At 47.5% G+C, this 16,553-nt stretch carries 14 protein-coding genes; 5 read left to right on the forward strand and 9 right to left on the reverse strand.

Annotation, left to right across the window (positions count from 1 at the left end):
• Position 1: 1 nt before the first annotated feature.
• Positions 2-2,131, forward strand: coding sequence for a hybrid sensor histidine kinase/response regulator (locus AC5JR3_RS07515; RefSeq protein ID WP_495844538.1), 2,130 nt, complete (start codon positions 2-4; stop codon positions 2,129-2,131).
• 219 nt (positions 2,132-2,350) lie between these two features.
• On the opposite strand, the gene AC5JR3_RS07520 is transcribed toward AC5JR3_RS07515, so the two are convergent.
• Positions 2,351-2,752 (reverse strand): acyl-CoA thioesterase, encoded by a 402-nt coding sequence (locus AC5JR3_RS07520; protein WP_495844540.1) that lies wholly within the window; start codon positions 2,750-2,752, stop codon positions 2,351-2,353.
• Positions 2,753-2,853: 101 nt separating this feature from the next.
• On the opposite strand from AC5JR3_RS07520, the gene AC5JR3_RS07525 reads away from it, so the two are divergent.
• Positions 2,854-3,678, forward strand: a complete 825-nt coding sequence (locus AC5JR3_RS07525; RefSeq protein ID WP_495844541.1) for an ATP-grasp domain-containing protein — start codon at positions 2,854-2,856, stop codon at positions 3,676-3,678.
• A gap of 61 nt (positions 3,679-3,739) precedes the next feature.
• On the opposite strand, the gene AC5JR3_RS07530 is transcribed toward AC5JR3_RS07525, so the two are convergent.
• From AC5JR3_RS07530 to AC5JR3_RS07550, 5 genes are all read right to left on the reverse strand, one after another.
• Positions 3,740-4,369, reverse strand: a complete 630-nt coding sequence (locus AC5JR3_RS07530) for an FMN-binding negative transcriptional regulator (RefSeq protein WP_495844544.1) — start codon at positions 4,367-4,369, stop codon at positions 3,740-3,742.
• A 76-nt stretch (positions 4,370-4,445) separates the two neighbouring features.
• Positions 4,446-4,901, reverse strand: a complete 456-nt coding sequence (locus AC5JR3_RS07535; RefSeq protein ID WP_495844545.1) for a DUF4385 domain-containing protein — start codon at positions 4,899-4,901, stop codon at positions 4,446-4,448.
• 152 nt (positions 4,902-5,053) lie between these two features.
• The gene (locus AC5JR3_RS07540; RefSeq protein WP_495844547.1) at positions 5,054-7,435 is read right to left on the reverse strand and encodes a DEAD/DEAH box helicase; all 2,382 of its coding nucleotides are present in this window, start codon (positions 7,433-7,435) and stop codon (positions 5,054-5,056) included.
• A gap of 72 nt (positions 7,436-7,507) precedes the next feature.
• Positions 7,508-8,230, reverse strand: a complete 723-nt coding sequence (locus AC5JR3_RS07545; protein ID WP_495844549.1) for a hypothetical protein — start codon at positions 8,228-8,230, stop codon at positions 7,508-7,510.
• Positions 8,231-8,298: 68 nt separating this feature from the next.
• The gene (locus AC5JR3_RS07550; RefSeq protein ID WP_495844551.1) at positions 8,299-9,627 is read right to left on the reverse strand and encodes an ATP-binding protein; all 1,329 of its coding nucleotides are present in this window, start codon (positions 9,625-9,627) and stop codon (positions 8,299-8,301) included.
• A 686-nt stretch (positions 9,628-10,313) separates the two neighbouring features.
• On the opposite strand from AC5JR3_RS07550, the gene AC5JR3_RS07555 reads away from it, so the two are divergent.
• The 3 genes from AC5JR3_RS07555 (at position 10,314) to AC5JR3_RS07565 (ending at position 14,037) form a co-directional block, all read left to right on the forward strand.
• Complete coding sequence (locus AC5JR3_RS07555; protein WP_495844553.1) at positions 10,314-11,357, forward strand: methyltransferase; 1,044 nt, start codon at positions 10,314-10,316, stop codon at positions 11,355-11,357.
• A gap of 191 nt (positions 11,358-11,548) precedes the next feature.
• Positions 11,549-12,238 (forward strand): ribonuclease III, encoded by a 690-nt coding sequence (gene rnc / locus AC5JR3_RS07560; protein ID WP_495844554.1) that lies wholly within the window; start codon positions 11,549-11,551, stop codon positions 12,236-12,238.
• Positions 12,239-12,597: 359 nt separating this feature from the next.
• Positions 12,598-14,037 carry an N-acetylmuramoyl-L-alanine amidase gene (locus AC5JR3_RS07565; RefSeq protein ID WP_495844555.1) on the forward strand — a complete coding sequence of 480 codons (1,440 nt, stop codon included), beginning with the start codon at positions 12,598-12,600 and terminating at the stop codon, positions 14,035-14,037.
• Between the two features lie 98 nt (positions 14,038-14,135).
• Here AC5JR3_RS07565 and AC5JR3_RS07570 read toward each other — a convergent pair whose 3' ends face one another.
• The 3 genes from AC5JR3_RS07570 to AC5JR3_RS07580 all read right to left on the reverse strand — a co-directional run bounded on the left by AC5JR3_RS07570 (position 14,136) and on the right by AC5JR3_RS07580 (position 16,449).
• Positions 14,136-15,245 carry a precorrin-8X methylmutase gene (locus AC5JR3_RS07570; RefSeq protein ID WP_495844557.1) on the reverse strand — a complete coding sequence of 370 codons (1,110 nt, stop codon included), beginning with the start codon at positions 15,243-15,245 and terminating at the stop codon, positions 14,136-14,138.
• Between the two features lie 153 nt (positions 15,246-15,398).
• Entirely contained in the window at positions 15,399-16,265 is an 867-nt protein-coding gene (locus tag AC5JR3_RS07575) for a helix-turn-helix domain-containing protein (protein ID WP_495844559.1), read from the reverse strand.
• A gap of 49 nt (positions 16,266-16,314) precedes the next feature.
• On the reverse strand, positions 16,315-16,449 hold the full coding sequence (locus AC5JR3_RS07580; protein WP_495844561.1) for a hypothetical protein: 135 nt from the start codon (positions 16,447-16,449) through the stop codon (positions 16,315-16,317).
• Between the last annotated feature and the right edge of the window lie 104 nt (positions 16,450-16,553).

The following is a 16,553-nucleotide window of genomic DNA, read 5'->3' on the forward strand; positions in this document are numbered from 1 at the left end:
TATGCAGCCTGAAAAAGTAAATGTCCTCCTAGTGGATGATCGGGTAGAAAATCTGCTAGCACTGGAGGCAATTTTAGAAAGTTTGGGTCAGAATTTGGTCAGAGCCAATTCTGGGGAGGAAGCGTTGAAATGTTTGCTCCGTCAAGATTTTGCCGTGATTTTGCTCGATATCCAGATGCCAGGGATGGATGGCTTTGAAACCGCCATGCTAATTCGCTCTCGGCAGCGATCGCGCTCTACCCCAATTATTTTTCTCACGGGATATAGTAGCAGCGATACGTCAATGGCGAAAGGCTACTCCTTAGGAGCGGTAGATTACCTGCTCAAACCGATTCAGCCGGAAATCTTACTCTCGAAAGTCACGGCATTTGTAGAGTTATTTCAAAAAACCGCTGAAATTAAACGCCAAGCCGCGCAACTAGCCGCCGTCAATACAGAACTTAGAGCAAGTGAAGAACGCTTCCGCTCGTTGAGTGCCTGCTCTCCCGTAGGGATTTTTTTAACGGATACTGAAGGAAAATCTACCTACCTCAACCCCCGGTGTCAGACGATTTGTGACATTGAGGCCCAAGAGAATTTAGACGAGGGATGGTTGCGGGTGATGCATCCAGAAGACCGCGATCGCGTTTTGTCAGACTGGGCAGCTTGGACAGAACGCCGCCAGGAATACATCAACGAATTTCGCTGCCAGACGCGGGACGGCATTGTGCGGTGGGTGCGCGTCCAGATGTCTCCCATGTCCAGCGATCAAGGGACATTGCTCGGTCATGTCGGCACCGTAGAAGACATCACCGAACGCAAGCAGGCAGAAGCCGCGCGGGAGCAATTTATCCGGGAGCAGGAAGCAAGGTTACAAGCAGAAGCCGCTAACCAGATGAAAGATGAATTCATCGCCCTGCTTTCTCACGAACTTCGCACTCCCCTCAACTCCATTTTGGGATGGTCGCGCTTGCTTCGCACCCGCTCTTTTGATGAAAATACAATGGCACGGGCACTGGAAACGATTGAGCGAAACGCCAAGTCCCAAGCCCAACTAATTGAAGATATCCTCGATGTCTCCCGCATCCTGCGAGGCAAGCTGCAACTTAATCAACGTTTGATTAATCTCATTCCCATCGTGGAGGCAGCGATCGATTCTGTTCGTCCCACCGTGGAGGCAAAGAAGATTCAACTGGCGCTAATTACACCTGCCGCCACAGAAAGCCAAGACCTGGAGGGACGCGAGTTTTCTCCCGCTGCCTCAGCCTCTCAACTCCTCACCTCTGTGGCACCCCACCTCCTCAAGAATACGGCCCTACTGATTTCGGGGGATGCGGAACGCTTGCAGCAAGTCTTCTGTAACTTGCTCACAAATGCCGTCAAGTTCACACCCGAAGAGGGAAAGATCGAGGTACGAATAGAGCTAATAGGTGACACGATCAAACTTCAAGTCATAGACACAGGGATTGGTATTAGTCCAGACTTTCTCCCCCATGTATTCGATCGTTTCCGTCAGGCAGATAGCTCTACCACTCGCTCCTATGGCGGCTTAGGATTGGGGTTGGCAATTGTCCGTCATCTGGTAGAACTGCACAACGGGACTGTCGAGGCAGAGAATAACTCTACACAACCGGGAACAACATTTACAGTAAGGCTGCCATTCCAGCCGAGTCCAGAGCGTTCCCTGCTGGAGATACAAGAAGCATCCGCTACGACCGCCCTGAACGCTCAACATGCTGCCCTATCAGGCTTACATGTGCTGGTAGTAGAAGACGATCCAGACAGCAGAGAATTTATCACCACCATTCTCGAACAGCAGCAGGTAAAGGTTACTGCCGTTTCCTGCGTTCCTGAAGCCCTATCCGTACTGCAACAGGTACAACCCGATCTTTTAGTCAGCGATATTGGGATGCCCGGAGAAGATGGCTATAGCTTAATCCGCAAAATTAGAGCCACCGAAGCCCAACAGGGAGGAAACCTACCCGCGATCGCCCTTACCGCCTACGCCCGAGCCGAAGAACGCCGCCGCGTCCTCGAAGCAGGCTTCCAACGGCACATGTCTAAACCCTTCGAGCCAAACAACTTAATCGAAGTAATTACTCAACTGACAGCGAAGGTCGGTAGTCCTGAGTCGGTGAGTCCTGAGTCCTGAGTGGGGAAGAAAGTATGTTCGCGAAGCCGTTGCCGAGGCGCTTGGTGAAGTATGAAGTATGAAGTGTGAAGTGTGAAGTATGAAGTATGAAGGGTAAGGGGTTCTCCCCCGCTCCCCTGCTCCCCTGCTCCCCTGCTCCCCTGCTCCCCCGCTCCCCTGCTCCCCTTCTCCTCCGCTCCCCATCTCCCCATCCCTTCCAGAGAGGAAACTGGTGATTAGCTAATTAGCGATTAGCCAATCCCTGATTTCCTTCGGTAGTGGCGCTCTTTTTCTCATCTCTGGATGAATACAAACATGCCGAGTAATTGCCTTCGCTGCTAGCTGTTGTGTTGTTGTCATCACTTGATAATTAATCTCAAATTCCTCCTCACTCAATTGCTGAGGCATGACGTGAATAACTAACTCATCTCCACAATAGATTGGGCGACGAAAATCAGCACTAGCATGAGTTAAAGGAATTGCAATTTTCGGTTGTGTAAAGAAGGCTTTAAGGTCTATTCCTGATGCCATAAGTGAGGCTTCATAGGCTTCATGGCATATTGAAAGAATATTGGCAAAATAAACTACACCCGCCGCATCGGTATCTTGAAAACGAACAATTCGAAAATGACTAAAGGGCATGATCGGCTTCTCTCCTCTCTCGCAGACTAACAACTGAACTCGTTAATAACGAATTTTTCAGACGCAGCCAATCCTTAAATCTGTCAAAAATGAGACGATTCATGAACAAAGTTAATTGGTTACTTGAAAAAGATGTCTCTGACTCCCATGAGCAATTTATAGAAGAGTTGAAAAGCCAAGGATACACCTATAAGGAGACAAGTTATCTTAAATTTCATCCTAGAGAAGCAAATAAATATTTTCCCGATCATGATTGTGTTTTATTTAGAGGAACTTTCAATTTAGGTCGGGACATTTTGAGAACTTCTTGGATTCCTGGAGCCTATATGGATGAAAAGAATCTTCGTTGCTCTACCTACTACACCTATTTTGGTCAGTATTTGCTTAATAATAAGTATTTTATTCTTTCTTTAGGTGAGCTAATTAGAAGGAGGGAAGAGATTCTTGAGTATTTTAAGTCGGAGGGGGATCTATTTGTAAAGCCTGATAGCAACATAAAGCCATTCCATGCCGGAGTTTTTAACCTTAATGTCTTAAATACAATGCAGTCTCTAGAAAGCGAACTGAAAAGAGATGAGACAACTTTAGTTCTAGTCAGTGGTAAGCGAGCGATCGCTAAAGAATGGAGGTTCTTTGTTTATAAAGATCAAGTTATCACGGGTTCGCTCTATCTGGTTGGAGAAGAAAGGATTGATGAAGAGATTAAAGGCGGTTATCTAGTAAGTTATCTTAGTGATGTGTTAAAGGCTATGAGCTGGTATCCAGAAGCTCTTTACACAGTAGACATCTGCGAGTCAGAAGGAGAGCTTTACGTACTAGAGCTTGGTTCCTATAGCTGTGCTGGCGAGTACGGATGCGATTTGAGCTTAATTATAGAAGCTGGTGCAAAAGCTGCTTTAGAAGATTACGCAGCTGTCAATAATTAATTTTACTCTCACGCGATCGCTCTACCTACAAACTCGCCGTTTAGCAGAACCTTGACAATTGCTACTCATTCACCTCTAGGTTCTGTTTCATCTCCGCACCAACAGCACGAGCAGCCGGATCTGAACTTTGTAGCAGTGTGTTTGACACATTTTGCCGATCAACTTGGCTTCGGTTTTGACTGAGTTTGTACTTACCTTCTAAACGAGTAACAGTCATCTCAAATCCTACAATGCCATTCATCATCCCGTCGCGGAATTTATTAGATAAACTGTGCCAATGTGATTTGTAGTCAGCTTCGTAAGTGTCTATCATTTCGTCAATCATCTTGTCCATTGATTCGGGTGAGTCATTGAGCGTGATGATTTTGGGAACACCATACGCATGAACCGCAATATAATTCCACGTCGGTACGCTCTCGTGTTTTTCGTATAAAGTAGGGGAAATGTAAGCGTGCGCTCCGGTGAAGATAGCCAGTGACTCATAGGCTTCAAAGGCTTGCCATTGAGAATTTTGCTTCGCAAGATGACCGATTAATTTAATGTCATTTCCTTGCAGTACGGCAACAAGAGGAATATGCGAAGCACAAGGCACACCGTCTACAATTGATACCAGAGTGGCAAAACTGTTTGCTTTCATAAAATCAAACAGCTTGTCAACTTTGTCTTCTTGAAAATCAGTTTGTCTATACATGGCAATTTAACTTTTATGTCAGTTTCTTAGAGATAATAACAAGGTGTTTTCACTCACTATTTAAAGAGTAATCTCATTATTGCTGCTCGTAGCGATCGCGATGTTTTTTCTTAAGTTCCAGATATTGCTTATCCTCTCTAGCTAACCGCCATTTTTCATAAAATATGTTAGCTGATTCTGCCTTAAGTTTATCTTCCTCAATCGGTAATACTTCTTTGCTATCTTTGGCGTACTTTCTTCCCGATTTGTGATTGGCGTAGCGACGCGATCGCGTATAGCCCATTTGCAGGAATTTGCGAGCCATATCCATTCCTACAAAGTCTTCTTTAGCTTTGTAGTCAAGAAACATTTCGTAGATTTTGTCTGATGATTGACGAGCAATTTCTGGCGTTTTAAATTTCCAGTGAGGAAGGATTTCACTTTTATAAGGCTCTACCATGAGAACGCCTTGCTCGCCTTTGCCAATGCGGTAGAGTTCTGGATTTTTTCTAAAGTCTATTTTGTCAAAATCGAGGGAGTAGTCAAATTTCATACTGATAATTGTATATAAATGTAACAATTCTATTTGATTTGTTAAATTATTAACGAACCACAGAGGCACAGAGAACGCGGAGGAAGAGAGAAGAGAGTATGAGTTTTTTACCGATAACTTAGGATGGCTATACGTCGAGGTTATTTTCTGTGCTACCAGTTGTTAATAATTTTTTCCATCTCCTCAACGTTTAAGGAATCAACAGCAAATGCTTTTTTAAGCAAGGTTGGAGGAATAAAGCGGTCATATTTTTGTTGATTCAAAACATCCTCTGCGGTAACTAAATCTTCCTCGGTAATTCCTCGATCGCCAAAACAGGCAAGTTCTTCATGAAGTAGTGATAGTTTATCTTTTCCGAGTCGAATCGTGAGAAAGTAGGGAGCTAAACCTCTCAAGTTTTTAATCTCCAACGTTTCTCGACAAAAGAGGCTCAAATACCGCTCTAAAGTGTGATAAGCTACTGTGCCCATCCAAGGAAAAATGCAGTAAGTATTGTGCTTAAGAGGGAGGATGTTTTTATACTCTAACTCTGCATTTTGAGCTAAGTGACGGGCGGCTTGCAGGCGAGATTGAGCGGTGGGTTGTAAGTAGGGATACTGCACATCTTCAAGCAACACTTGACGCATTCGTTGCAGCACTTTGGCGTGAATGGTGCCGCTACCTCCCCGCCAAGAAATACGGGCAATGCCTTCTACTTGCTTGACGTAGACAATCCTGGCTTTGGTATCGATGTCGATGACTTCCCAAGTTCTACCTGCTAGAGCAAAGCGATTTTCGGCAGGTAAGGGCATAACGATGCTGCCAATTTCCATCGTGTCATCACGAACGGAGTATTCGGGGTTGTCTTGAAAGACGGCGTAAAACTGAAAGCGATTAACGACTTTTTCTCCCGCTAAACCGATAATTAAGCTGCCGTTAGCGGTGGGTTGTAGATGATCGATGGCGATGAGGTGATGTAGCAGTTGCCGAAAATCATCTGGGAAGATGGCGGCAAAGCTTGGCAGGGTGAGGACTTGCTCGGCTAAGGCGGCGGGAGAAAGTTCGCCCTTAGCGGTTAGAATGCTCATCGTCTGGTGGTACAGCAGGCTGAAGGGGTACTGTACTGCTGGGATGGGTTCAATCCAGCGCTCTTCGATGTAGAGTTGGATAATCGCGATCGCCTGTAGCAGTTGCCAAGGAAGTTGCTCTGGTAAAGGCTTCTCGGCGTTTCCCTCCTCTTCTGTACAGACAAAGCGCATATCCGCAGGCTCTCCCCGCCTTCCCGTTCTCCCCAGTCGCTGCAAAAAACTCGCCACTGATAAGGGAGCATTGAGCTGAATTACCCGCTCTAACTGCCCAATATCAATTCCCAATTCCAGCGTCAGCGTTGCGGCTGTCACCGCAGGAGTGGTTGAATTTCGCATCGCCGCCTCCGCCGCCTCCCGCAAGCGAGGCGCAATGCTACCGTGATGGACGTGGTAAATATCCGGCATCCCCTCCGCCGCCGCAATTTGCCGTAGGTTGGCAATCACTGATTCTGTCTGGCTGCGACTGTTGGCAAAAATCAGGCACTTTCTCGCTTTGCTGCAATCGAAAATGTATTGGTAATAGGGACTTCTAGGGCGTGTTTTCAAATCTTGAGAACCCCCTAAATCTCCCTCGGAGATCCCCCTCCCGTCCCCCTTAAAAAGGGGGAAGCTAGATGTTGCTGCGCTTTGAATATTGCGGGGGACTTTGCCTAAATTCTCCCCCCTTACAGATCCCCCTCCTGTCCCCCTTAAAAAGGGGGAAGCCAGATGTTGCTTGCGCTTTTTGTTATCCGGGGGTTGGGGGGGAGGTTCCACTTCACGGGGAATCTCAAAATGCTCTAGCGCCAGACGAACTTGGCGATCGCCCCCGGCAATTTCTGGCGTCACTACCGCTCTATCTGTACCAGAACGCAGCCACTCCTCCGCCTGGGAGTAATCTCCCAAGGTTGCCGATAAGCCAATGCGACGTGGGGAAGTCTGCATTACTGGCGATAGTCGTGCTAACTGACAAAGAATCTGCCCACCTCGTTCTGAACCCATAAAGGCATGGATTTCATCAATAATGACGAATCGCAAATCCCCAAACAGCCGTTCTAGTTCGCTGTGCTTATTAATTAACAAGCTTTCTAAGGATTCCGGCGTAATTTGCAACACCCCCTTTGGTTCTTTTAGCAGCCTTGCTTTGTAACTTTGGGGAATATCGCCATGCCAGGGACAAACGGGAATATCCGCCGCTTTTAATAAGCCATCCAAGCGGTCGAATTGGTCATTAATTAATGCTTTGAGGGGGCCAATATATAAGACGCCAATACTTTTAGAAGGCTGCTGATGCAGGAGGGTGAGAACGGGGAGAAACGCTGCTTCTGTTTTTCCCGCCGCCGTACCCGCCGCCAGCAATAAGTGAGCATCTGTCTCAAAGATTACCTGACAGGCTTGTTGTTGTACTTGCCGCAGTTCGCTCCAGCGGTGTTTGTAGATGTAGTCCTGGAGGAAGGGGGCAAGTTTCTTAAAAGACTGTTCGCTCATGGGGAAATTTCATAGTCCCCAAGCATTGTAGCGTCTGGGAAGAAGTAAACGCGATCGCGCCTTAAATCAAAATTATCTCCGCAAGGAAAAACGCCGCACCTCGTTGGCAGTTTCTTTTCGCAAATTCATCGGTTCAAGACCATTTAGTTCTGTCCAAACCACATTGATCGGCATCAGAACTCCTTTAGTATCTGCACTAATATATGGGTATTTTTCATCCCCATGTAAAGTTTCAATAGCCCATTGCCCGTTTACTCTACGTTTTAAAACCTCGCCGACATAAGCCACCAAATTATCATAGAGTTCAGCCTGCACTTCATCGAGTTCGTAATCTTCAGCTTTGCTGGAGACAATATCTAGGCTCGCGTAGGAAAAATCAAGTTGAGGGCGGGGAATTGCTAATTTTTCTGCAAGTTCGTCAATTAGCTGCTCAATTTTGCTAATCAGTTCTGCTTTATTTTTTGAGTAGTATCTCCAATGGCGGATAGAACTACCACGATTATTTGCAGAATCATCTCTTACCCTTTGTGTCCATTGGACGCGCCGTAGAAAGTAGTCTTTTGGATAAATGTCACCTTTACCAGGACTTCCAATCTCTTTTGGATCGAAAACGTATAGGAATCTATCATTAGGTAATTCATAAACTAAAGGTTGGTTTTTATACCCAGTTGAGTAAGTTTCCTCAAAGAATTTTGTAAACTCCTCATGCAGTTTTCCTTCAGCCTCAATTAACTCTTGAACTTGTTTCCGAGTCAGGCGCTTTTTGTTGAGAGATTTCTTATGTCCCATAGTCAAGAAAGTTAGCTCAGACTTAGATGTTATTTCAATTCTTTACCAAGGTGATAATTAAAGGAATATTGGACTTATAACGTAAATTCTGCAAAGTTACCCGTTTTATCGCCGTCCTGTTTCTTGCCATTTGCCGTTGGCAAAACGCGATCGCCATTAATGATTTGCTTAAAGGTAACTTGGGGATTTTGGTGCAAAATATTCAAAACGCTGATTAAGTCGCGAACCACTTCGCGGGGAGTTAAGAGTTTTTCTGCCCCTAAGCGATTCATGATTTCTTGCTTAAATTCCTCTAATTCACGGCTTGAGATCACCTTTTTGTAGCTGTAGTGCATCCCATGAACCTCGGCTAACCGCTGCAAAAGTTGAGAGATGTCTTTTGATGTTAGGGGTTCTAGCCCAATAACGGGGGCGGAGGTATCCTGAAAGTCATCTTTGAGAAAACGGCTTTTTGCCAGTCGCGATCGCCAAGCTTCTTCGCTATGCAGTCCCCGGCGGGAATCTTCGAGAAATTCTGGCGTTCCCCCGACGACTATTCCTAGGTTTTCGGCTTTACCCTGCATGGTGTCGTTGAACATCGCTAGCAGCTTGTCGTAGTTGCTGTGGCGGGAAGCTGTGTGGGTAATTTTGTACAAATGCACCGCCTCATCGAGCAAAACAATCAGCCCTTTGTAGCCAATATCAGAAACAAACTTGGCAAAGAGTTTGATGTAGTCGTACCAGGTATCGTCGTCAATAATGACGCGCACGCCTAGGGCAGACTTGGCTTCAGTTTTAGTATTAAATTCTCCCCGCAGCCAACGCAGGGCGGCATCTTGCTTGTCGGGGTTATCTTCACGGTAGCCTCGCCAGTAGGCAATGATCACGCTACCAAAGTCAAAGCCGTGGACTAAGTTTTCCAAATCATCCACAACAGCGCGGATTTTTACCTCAACTTGATCGTCAAAATCATCCTCACCGAGGCGTTTGCCTGTTTCTTGGGCAACTTGGCTGAGGATACCGCTTAACCATTTTTCTAAAATTAGCGCGATCGCTCCCCCATTAGGATTGGTTTTGGTAGCAATATTACCCATCAACTCTCGATAGGTTGCTACGCCTTGACTGCTGCTACCTGCTAACCGCCGTTCCGGAGACAAATCCGCATCCGCCACCACAAATCCTTGTTCCATCGCCAGATTGCGAAGGAATTGCAGCATAAAGCTTTTTCCTGAGCCAAAACGCCCAACGATGAACCGAAAAGCGGCACCACCCTCAGCAATATTCTCTAAATCTTGGGCTAAAGCCGAAGTTTCCTTTTCTCGCCCAACGGCAATCTGTTCTAATCCCACTCGCGGAACAACTCCCGCACTCAAGGCATTAATCAGAGCCGTGGAGATTCGTTTGGGGATTTTTTGCATAACCATACGCCTGTATTAGGGGCTAGGAAAAAAGTATAAAGGGTGAAGGGTGAAGGGTGAAGTTAATGATCGGCACTGGTGATTAGCCATGCTTCCCTGAACTAGGGCATGTAAATATTATTGGTTTGTAGTCAAGGCTAAATTCCTCAAACTAGGTCTGAAGTCCTGACTACGAAACGATTTAAAAATTTTATATTGCAATACACATTGTTTGATTTATTCTCGCTCACTTACTCAACTAGATTATTATCATCATGACGAAGAATATAGGGTTTAAGGATACCACTGAGTATAGAACTGATGTCAGGAACCTCAGCCTAAAGGCATGAGGCTTGAAAGTTTTACCCTGAGCTTGCCGAAGGGAGATCTCTAACAAGCCGTTCTGACCAGCCTAAGTCTCTGGCAGACTACGTTTTTTGAGTCACGATACCGGAGAATGCGTAGCTAGTTTTCCGCTCTATCGCTGAAAGTTAAACAGTTCCAAGGTCACTGGAACAGTGCTTTTAGCCTAACAAGCTCTTAAAACTTTGGCGTTAGCGAAGCGGGGCGCTCTTAGCGCACAGCTAACGTTACCCCGAAAGGGAGTTTGGGGACAACCCTATCCTCATCGGAGGGGCAACCATACCCCTCCACAACCCTTCTTAAATAAAAAGCCGTTCTAGAAGTACGGGGTTTCAGACCCAGGAGTTTTGATGAATCAATCTGAGAATCTACCCACTACTAGTCAAGTTCCTCCCCAAGCGATCTTGTTGCAAATGATAACGGGCTTCTGGGTTTCCCAGTCTGTTTATGTTGTCACCAAGCTGGGGATTCCCGATTTGTTGAAGCAGGGTTCCCGCCATTGCGACGAGCTAGCCACAAAAACAGGCACCCACAGTCAATCGCTGTATCGGGTGTTACGAGCTTTGGCGAGTGTCGGCCTTTTTGAGGAAACTCAGTCGCGTTGTTTTCAACTCACTCATCTAGGGACTTATCTGCAAAGCGATGTTCCTGGCTCACTGCGGGCGTTTACGCTCATGATGGGACAGGAACATCTTCTACCCTGGAACAATTTGATCCACAGCGTGCAGACGGGGGAGGCGGCGTTTGAGCAGCAGTACGGGATGGATCTATTTGAGTACTACCGCCAAAACCCTGAGCCGGGAAAAATCTTTGAAGACGCAATGACAGAGTTTTCTGTGGTAGCGAAGGCGGCTGTCGTAGAGGCTTATGATTTTTCTGGAATTAATCAGGTCGTGGATGTTGGTGGAGGACAAGGCAGTTTAGTGGCGGCGATTCTTCAAAAAAATCCGACGATGCAGGGAGTGGTATTCGATCAACCCTACTTGAAGGAAAACGCCCAGCAGTTGCTGGAGAAAGAACAGGTGCAGGATCGCTGTAAGTTTGTGGGAGGAGATTTCTTTGAGGAGATATTTCCAGGAGGCGACGCGTACATGCTCAAGCATATTGTCCATGATTGGGATGACGATCGCGCGATCGCGATTCTTCAGCGCTGCCATCAAGCGATGTCAGAACAAGGACGGCTCTTGGTGATTGAGCAAGTCATTCCTCCCGGAAATCAGCCATTCCCAGGAAAGTTTCTAGATTTAAATATGTTAGTCGCGACACCCGGCGGACGAGAGCGCACCGCAGAGGAGTATCGCGACTTGTTTCAAGCGGCGGGTTTCAATCTCACGCGTATCGTACCGACACAGTCGGATGTCAGCGTCGTTGAAGGCGTCCGAATTACGGACTAGGATTGGCGAAGTAGGCAAATCCGGAGCCGCAACTCGCGTAGGGTCGCCTCATTATTTCTCGGAGGTGTTGTGAGGTGTAGCCGCTACGCATCGACTCCTTAGACAGCATGGGTTACGCGCAGCCGTAACTCATGCTACAGCGATCGCCCCCTCGGCTGAGATATCTGCCAAATGTGAATAAACCCATAAAAATGCCCAAACTTCCGCCTCTCAAAGATGAAAAGCTCCTACGTCAAGCCCTTACTCATCGCTCCTATGCTAATGAAAATCCCCATGAGGGGGAAAATAACGAGCGTTTAGAGTTTTTAGGGGATGCGGTGCTGGGTTTTTTAGTGGGGGAACTGCTCTACAAACGCTACCCTGATATGAGCGAAGCGCAACTCACTCGCCTGCGCTCGGCGTTAGTGGATGAGAGGCAATTGGCAAAGTTTGCTACCCAGCTTGGCATGGGTGACTTGATGCGACTTGGCAAAGGAGCAATTAAAGAAGGAGGAAGTGAAAATCCATCCTTACTTAGCGATGCCTTGGAAGCCTATATTGGGGCGTTACTGTTGGATTCAAATCTGGAAGCGGTTCGCGAATTTGTCCAACCGCTGTTTATTGCAGTAGCGGATAGCATTGTGTTTCCTCCGTCTGATGCTGCTCCGATCAACCTTGTAGATGCCAAAGGGCGGTTTCAGCAATGGGCGTTGGCTGAGTTTGTCCAAAATCCTGAGTATTTCATCATTGATGCTTCTGGCCCCGATCATGCCAAAGAGTTCACCGCCGAGGTGCATGTAAACGGCATGGTATACGGTGTTGGGAAAGGTCGTCGCAAACAAGATGCAGAAAAACGTGCTGCCGAAGCCGCATTGAGGAAGGCTGGAGGGATTGACGAGTAGGGTCAACTTCAGTAGATAATGCCCGATAGCTTGGCTCAAGTAATTGTGCTTTGTTTTTGTGGCGATCGCCGTGAGGACATCCTGCTGTTCTTGACCTCCATCAGGACTGCAATATAAAAATCCTGATGGTTGAGCATTCTCTCGAATAAGAGAAAATGTTTTTATTCAGGAACTTATTATTAACAGGGGTGTCAAAAGGGAAAGACTAGTTTGGGGGTGATTCTTGGCTGAAAGCCAGACTACGTATCGGCTTACAGCACTAACACTCTCGTCGGTGTTTGCCATCTACCATGACAGGATCGTCGTTGCTTCTTTTGCATTTGGATGAAGCGACACCAAGTTTTTAATTAAGCGTAATAATGATGAAATTTCGGTGGCTACTGCTACTTCCCAGTGTACTGAGCGTTTTTCTTCTTTCTTCTCCTGCTAATGCCGGAAAGCTGCTTAACTGGCGGTTTAATGCCCAGCAAAATCAACTAACTTTTTCCACAGACGAGGGGGTACAACCCACCGCCCAGCTAATTGCTGACCCCACACGGCTGGTGATCGATTTACCTGGAGCAACCTTCGGACGCCCAACGGTCAATCAGCCTGTTGCCAATGTGGGAGCGATTCGACAAATCCGCGTCGGTCAGTTTGAAAACCGGACAACGCGGATTGTGGTTGAGTTGGCACCCGGTTATACCCTCGACCCGCAACAAGTCAAGTTTCGCGGTGCTTCGCCGACGCAGTGGTCGGTACAACTGCCAACACCGCAACGGATCACTCAGTCTTCTCGCCCAGCCCCCACAACTCCCCCAAGAAGATCGACAGGATCGGGGGCGGCTGTACTCCAAAATTTTCAGACGACGCGGGATGGTTTTTTTCTGCGGACAAGCGGCGGAGAACCAAAAAACATCAAAGTTAAACGTAGCCGCGATCGCCGCACCATCGATATTGACCTAGAAGGTACAACCTTCTCATCGAGTCTTTCCAGACAAGCCATCTCTGCCAATCAGTTTGGTGTCAACCAAGTCCGATTTTCACAAGTACAGCCAGCGGTAGCTCGTATCACCTTAAGCGTGGCAGCCACTAGCCCTGATTGGAATGTGAGTTATAACGACATCGGTCTTGGCGGTTTGGTGCTTTTGCCTGAGGGAACCACAGCGACAAACGTGGGAAATTTCCCGGATTCTCCGGTCAGCCAAGCTCCCTCGCCCATCTCCATTCCGGTACCCGCACCAGAAAGAGCCACGACGCCGCCGCCCCCAACCCGCACACCCAATAGTCGCATTGTCGTGATGATCGACCCCGGACACGGCGGTAAAGACCCTGGTGCCGTTGGGATTGGTGGTTTGCAGGAAAAAAATGTGATTTTTCCCATTTCCAAACAAATCGCCGCTATCTTAGAGCGACAGGGAATTACGGCAGTGATCACGCGTAATGATGACCGCTTTATTACCTTGCAACAACGAGTGCAGATGGCACAACAGGCGCGGGCGACGGTGTTTGTCAGCATCCATGCCAATGCCATTAGTATGAGCCGTCCGGATGTCAATGGATTGGAAACCTACTACTACTCCAGTGGCGCTGGTCTTGCTCGCTCGATTCACAATAGTATGTTGCAAAGCGTGAATATGCGCGATCGCGGAGTACGCCAAGCCAGATTTTATGTCCTTCGCAACACCTCAATGCCTTCTGTTTTGGTAGAAGTAGGATTTGTCACTGGGCGAGAGGATGCCCCAAAACTGGCAAGTCCAGCTTTTCAGACTCAGATGGCAGAGGCGATCGCTCGCGGTATCATCCAGTACGTGAAATAAGATCGATAGCCTACTAGACGGCGTTTGGGACTCACCTCAAAAGACGTGTTAGTAGGACGCCAGAAGCCAGAGAGTCTTACTCTCTTGGTTCCCCACCCTTATCGGTTCAAATCTTGCAAATAACAATGACAGTCGGGTTTCTCAATTAACGACTCAGCCAGAGCATTCAAAGCAACGGCGGCTAATAAACCACCTCCTATTCCTTCAAGGGTAATGTAGGGAACGCCAGAACGCATCAAGCGACGTTTGGCAGCAGGTGCGTGACTAAAGCCAATCGGCATTCCAACGATCAGTGCAGGTTGGAGTTGACCGCTTTCAATGGCTTCGAGGGCTAAGAGCAACACGCTAGGGGCATAGCCAATGACTAAAATACAACCCTCAGCCAGTTGCCATTGCTCTTGTCGGTGGTGCTGCCAAAAGCTGGCTTCCGCATCTGCTGCACTGGTGATGTGGGGGTTAGCAATTAAGGTTTCCACAGAACACCTCAGGTGTGCCAAGCGGGTTTGGTCAATAGCTCCCCTGACAGCGGGAACATCGCAGACAACTTGACACCCAGCTTTGAGGCGATCGCGGGCGGCGGCGATCGCACATTTCCCCAACCGCACAAAGTTCACCAAACTCACATCACCACTAGCCAACACCAGTTTTTTCAGCAAATCCACCTCAATTTCTGAGCGATCCGATAAGTCAGGTAGCAGTTGCTGCAAAGATTCGCTGAAGGCTTCCGGGTGGTTGTCTGTCGCCGCATCCCAACTATCCCAAAGCTGTTCGAGTAGATCTAATTCGTCGGCGGTTTCGACGTCTAGATGTCGCAGTTGGGTGATCGCTTCGGCTTGCACCCTTTGACAGTGGCGATCGCGTCCGAGCAATCCTTCCAAGGCTGAGGCAGTTCTTCGCAGTCGTCCCAACTGTTGCAGCACCGACTGGTATTGCTGCTGAAGCAATGGTCTGAGGGTATCAACTTCGGGCATCGGGGCATCGGTTTCTAGCAGCTTGCGAATGTGGGAAAGCTGAAATCCCTGCTGTTTGAGTGCCACAATCCGCTGTAGACGCTGCACATCATTCTGGGTATACAGGCGGTAATTACTCTCGCTTCGCAAGGCACGGGGTAAGAGTCCTGAGGCGTGATAATGCCGCACCATCCGAGGCGTTAAACCATTGCCCACTGCCTCTGTTAGTTCTTTAATTGTTAGATAGTTTTTTGTCATATTATTCAGTTTCTAACAAGGCTCTATGATTGTCTTTACCAAGCTCCAAAGATCGCAATAATATCCCAAACATTCGCAACTTTTTTCTAGAGTTTTGACGTGCAGACTTTTTACAGCTCGTAGTTAAAGAGAATAAAACTCTTCGGCAACAACTCATTCAGAAAAGCGGCTGTTATCGCTGGTGAGATTTATTTGTTTCCAGTGATGTTCGGTTATTTCATTAGCTGGAAACAAACATTCAATCCGCAATTCTTGTAGGGTAATATCGTAGGGTGTGCCTAAGGTGGCAATCGTCGAGAAAAATTGTAACTCCAGATCCGCTCGCTTGAGGTGAACGGTGAGCAGCATGGTATTTTGGGCAGCTCGATCAGACGTATGCCAAACCTCAGAAATGCCGGGATAACTCATCAACTCATTCAGCAATGCCTTGGATTGTTCACTTTCCCCGTCTGCGATCGCTTCTCGGTGCAATCGTTGCAGCAAATGTCCTGAAAAATCTTTCCAGTTTACGACAAATGGACGCAACCCCTGAGGATGAAACATCGCTCGCATGAGATTGACTTTTCCATCTTGATAGAAGTGAGTTTGCAGTTGCTCTGGAGCAATAAAAGCAGTCAATAGTTGAGTCGCGGCGTTGTTGGGCAGAAGAAGATTCCAGTAGCGATCAATCACAATTGCCGGGTAGGGTTCTTGTTGTCGCAGCATGAAGTCCAATGCTCTGCGAATGGAAGCCATTTCAGGAGCCGAGAGATCGGTCTGTGCATGAATGGGAGCAAATCCAGCAGCAGTCAGCATCAGATTTTGCTGTCTCAGCGGAATTTCCAGGACTTCTGCCAATTGCAGCACCATCTCTCGACTGGGTTTTGCCCGTCCCGATTCAAGAAAACTGATGTGACGCTGAGACACTTGACTAGTCACGGCGAGATCAAGCTGGCTGAAGCCGCGTTGGCTGCGCCATTGTTTGAGGAGCACTCCAAACGAGTCGAATTCACGATCTGTGGTACGGGTACGTTGTTGCATAGCAAGACTGACGAAAACAATAGCCTTGATTACCTGAGAGGTAATTGCTTCAACTATCTCCTTTCCACATCATAGATGCATACCGATTGAGAGTAAGAATGACGTTGAAGTCAATCCAGTCTCCTAGAACATCACCTGCACAGTGTTTATCTCGGCGATCAATGATCGAAACCCAAGATGGCACGACTTTGTTCCTCTAGGACTGGGATAGAGGTAAACCTATCGTCTTTGTCCACGGTTGGGTATTAGGCGCTGAGATGTGGGAGTACCAGATGACTCAATCGAGAT

Source organism: Kastovskya adunca (genome assembly GCF_059505785.1).